The sequence below is a fragment of the uncultured Wocania sp. genome (assembly GCF_964021735.1).
Lineage (GTDB): Bacteria > Bacteroidota > Bacteroidia > Flavobacteriales > Flavobacteriaceae > Wocania_A.
On sequence record NZ_CAXIBN010000228.1, the window covers coordinates 1 to 4,100 of the forward strand.

The 4,100-nt window shown below is 30.2% G+C and carries 3 protein-coding genes and 1 other RNA gene; 1 reads left to right on the forward strand and 3 read right to left on the reverse strand.

The genetic code is table 11. The features are described 5' to 3' along the window. Positions 1-5 precede the first annotated feature (5 nt). Positions 6-104, reverse strand: an RNA gene (ffs, locus tag AADI82_RS14065) — signal recognition particle sRNA small type. Between the two features lie 88 nt (positions 105-192). Here ffs and AADI82_RS14070 point away from each other — a divergent pair. Beyond that, entirely contained in the window at positions 193-1,227 is a 1,035-nt protein-coding gene (locus AADI82_RS14070; protein WP_341217057.1) for a glutaminyl-peptide cyclotransferase, read from the forward strand. A 77-nt stretch (positions 1,228-1,304) separates the two neighbouring features. On the opposite strand, the gene AADI82_RS14075 is transcribed toward AADI82_RS14070, so the two are convergent. Then, positions 1,305-3,539: a TonB-dependent receptor gene (locus AADI82_RS14075; protein ID WP_341217058.1), complete on the reverse strand. Its 2,235-nt coding sequence runs from the start codon at positions 3,537-3,539 to the stop codon at positions 1,305-1,307. 134 nt (positions 3,540-3,673) lie between these two features. Further along, positions 3,674-4,100 (reverse strand): hypothetical protein (locus tag AADI82_RS14080; protein WP_341217059.1); only part of this gene is annotated, 427 nt, incomplete at its 5' end.

The window sequence follows — 4,100 nt, forward strand, 5'->3', positions numbered from 1 at the left end:
ACAAAAAAAGGCAAGCTACCTACATCACACCGCTACGACCATTTACCTTTGCTGCGTTCCCGCCCTGGAGGATTCAACAGGAGCTGGTTGTGTAGGACTTGCCGAGTGCAAAGATACAACCTTTTAAAATTTCCACAATAATTTTTTAAACTGTTTTTAAATAAATATCTTGCTCAAAATTTTTAGTACAAAATGAATACATTCAAAGCTCTCACAATCATTTTTTTAAGTTTATTTATCACTTCTTGTGGCTCAAATTCTGGTCAGAAAAAAAGTGATTTCTCTATTAAAACGAATACTGAAAAAGGCAATATCTTTATATCTGAAACTTTAAATCTTTCTTTAGAAAACAAAAGAAATCACACTATAGATTCTGTTTTATACACTTTAAACGGAAAAAAAATTAGCGAAAGCTTCGCATTACATAATCATAAATTAGGAAAACACACTGTTGAAGCTATTGTTTATTTTAATAATGAGAAACAAACTGCAAATACAAGTATTACTATTTTAAATAACGAAGCACCTAAAGTTTATAAGTTTAATATTATTAATGAATATCCGCACGATATAACGTCTTACACTCAAGGTATTGAATTTTTTAATGATACTATTTACGAAAGTACTGGCCAGTACAAAGAGTCGAAACTTAGAAAGCTTGATTATAAAACTGGTGAGGTTGTAAAAAACATAAATTTAGCTGATGAATATTTTGGTGAAGGCGTAACAATTTTAAATAATAAAATTTACCAACTCACATGGCAAGAAGGCATTGGCTTTGTTTATGATGTAAACACCTTTGATAAATTAAGTAGTTTTAAATATGGTAATAGTAAAGAAGGTTGGGGACTGTGTAATGATGCTAATACGATTTATAAAAGTGATGGCACCGAAAAAATATGGCTTTTAAACCCAGAAACTTTGATTGAACAAAATTATATTCAAGTGTTTACCAATAAAGGTAAAATTGGACGTATTAATGAATTGGAATGGATAAATGGGCAGATTTATGCTAATATATACCAAAGAGATGGTGTTGCGGTTATAAACCCAAAAAACGGTGCTGTTATTGCTGTTATCGATTTTTCTCCTTTGAAGAAAAAAGTAACCCAACACGAAAAATTAGATGTTTTAAATGGTATTGCTTACAACCCAAAAACTAAAACCATATTTGTAACTGGTAAACGTTGGGATAAATTGTTTGAGGTTGAAATTATTGAAAAATAATTATTATAAATTCGTAATAAACAAAAGCACACCTAACTAACAGATGCGCTTTTGTATATCATTCTATATTTTAGAGCTTAAAATCTAACCGATATTTTTCCTCTTAAAAAGAAAGGGCTTCCTGGTGTAAAATGAATTTCTTCAACAGCATCTGGTTCGTTAAATAATCTACTTTCTGTTGCAAATTGAGTTTCGTTCCATTCGCTATCAAACAAATTTTCAACTATTAAACCAAATGTCCAGTTTTTATGATTATAATTCACATTCAAATCTGTTATAAAATATCCTTCAGCTACAATAGAATTATCTTCGTTTGCTGGTCGATCTTTAATATACCTATAACTTAATCCGCCCGAAAAATTGTTTAAGTCTCTAAAGCTTAAACTACCTGAGGATGTTAAATCTGGCGCAAGAGGAATGTAATTTTGTCCACTTAGATCTTCGCTACTTCTTGCATAAGTATAATTAACATCGGTATTAAAAAATAACCAGTCTGCTAATTGATATCGTAAACCAAAATCAAAGCCATAACGTTTAGTTTTTCCGCTAGGTTCAACAATACCTGCATCGCCAACATAAACAAATTCTTGCTGTAAAAACAAACTCCATAACGCTGCATTAATTACCAATCGGTCTATAGGTTTCATTATTACACCAAGATCAGTCCCATAAGCAGTTGGTAATACTTTCTTGCCGTTATTTGCCGTAACAACTCTTGTATCGTTTGAATGATAGCCTAACCCCGTTTTTACAAACCATTGCAATTTTGGTGATGCTGCATAAATTATATTCAGTTTTGGACTTACCAATACTTTGTTTTCGCTTTTATTATCATAAGTTGTAGTTAGTAAATTTTCATAATCAAAATTAAAATAATCTAAACGTAAACCTGGATTGAACGTCCATTTATTCTTTTTGTATGTCAAATTTGCGAAAGCAAACCCATTTAACTCATCAATGTTACCAAAAGCTAATCTTTCTAAAATAGTTTGCCTATTTAAAGTTCTTGATAACTGGACATCATTTACATCGTCGTATCTAAAACCAACACCTAATTCGTATTTTAACTGCGCATCGTGATCTTCAAGATGAAACGAGTGTTCGTAAGTTGTTTTTGCTCCAATAATTGTTCTATCTTCTTTTTGATGAATTTGATCGCCATTTACAGGATCTTCTAAAAAGAACGTAAAGTTTGAAAATAATTCGAAATCGTATTTTGAAAGGTAAGCCGATGATTTTATTGTAGAATGTTCATCCAATTGCTTATTATGGTTTATCCAAAAGTTACTTCTACTGGTATTACCACCTTCAGTATCATCAATTGCTCCAAAACGGCCTATTAGTCCACTTTCAACTGCACGAACAGGTATTTGCCCCGAGGCATCCCATTTGCTTTGAAAATGTGAAATAGCCATATTAAATTCTTGATCCTCGTAGTTATTAAAATTATATCGACCCATAATATTAATACGATTAAAGTTTTGTGGAGATTCAAAAACACCATCAGATAACATAAGCTCAGATGCAATGTATGCTTTACTCTTATCTTCGTCTACAATTTTTAGCATACTTAATGCTCTTAACGTATTAAATTGACCAGCTTCAACCGAAACAATATTATTATCAATTGTTTTTTTTGTATTAATATCTACATAACCAGCAGTGTTAAAATTGCCTTTATCTGCATAATACGCACCTTTTGCAAAATCAATATTGTTAATGGTTTCTGGTATAATAAAGTGCATATCGGCATAACCTTGACCGTGTGCATGAGACACCATATTAACTGGCATACCATCAACATCTATAGCAATGTCTGTTCCGTGGTCAATATCAAAACCTCTTAAAAATATTTGTTCTGCCTTACCGCCGCCTGCATGTTGCCCTATGATTAACCCAGGTATTTTTCTAAGAATTTCCTGCGATGATTTTACTGGACTTGTTTTTAAATCGACATTAACAAAATTACTTAATACGTTTACTTTTGAAACGATTAATACTTGATCTAAAGACGCTGAAGATATTTTTAAAACAATATTAATTTCGCTATCTAAGTGTTTTTCTACGATTACAAGTTCTTGATTTTCGTAACCTAGCTGGTAAAAGTAAATAATGTCGTTTACCGAAATATCATCTAATTCAAAATACCCAGAAACATTAGTATACGTATAGGCGCCAGTAGTTTTATTATAAACACCAACACCTTGCAATGGCTTATTATTATCTTCTGAAATAATAATACCACTTAATTCGTGAGCTTTTACACTGCTAAAAACAGCTAAAAGCATATATAAAAGTATATGTTTTTTCATTTTTTCTAATTTTATAATCATACACTACCCAAGTAAATATCTTAAGCAAAATATATGAGCAATTTTTATTGATATAGTATAAATTGAGTTGAAAACAGCAGTTATCTCAATTACAAAATTTGTAATTGATTTTATTAAGACAGCTGTATGTTTAGCTGTTTTGGAGGTATCTTTATTTTTATATAAAAAAGATCTTTTACTTTTTCTTTATAGGAATCTATAACTAGTAATAGTTTTTTTGAAATTAATTTTGAAGCTTTAAATTTATATGAATAAAAATGTTTGTCTATTTTATTATCAACTTTATTAGGTTTATTGGCTTCGTTAGTGTTAGTATTTGCTTCAGCTAAATTATTTAATAAATCTAGTATTTTATGCTCGTGATATGTAATAGTTGATGCTGTAAGATTATAATTAATATTTACATTTTGATTGTGTGATATTATAGTATTGGGCATTTCTAAAAAGTGTGAAATACTATGCAACGTGCTTCTAACCTCTTTGTGTATGGGCATAAGTAAATATATCATGCTTATCACAATAGCAGCAAATTTTATTATA

Coding starts and splice junctions, on each gene's coding strand:
- AADI82_RS14075 (WP_341217058.1), bottom strand. CDS start 3,539: ATGAAAAAACATATACTTTTATATATGCTTTTAGCTGTTTTTAGCAGT.
- AADI82_RS14070 (WP_341217057.1), top strand. CDS start 193: ATGAATACATTCAAAGCTCTCACAATCATTTTTTTAAGTTTATTTATC.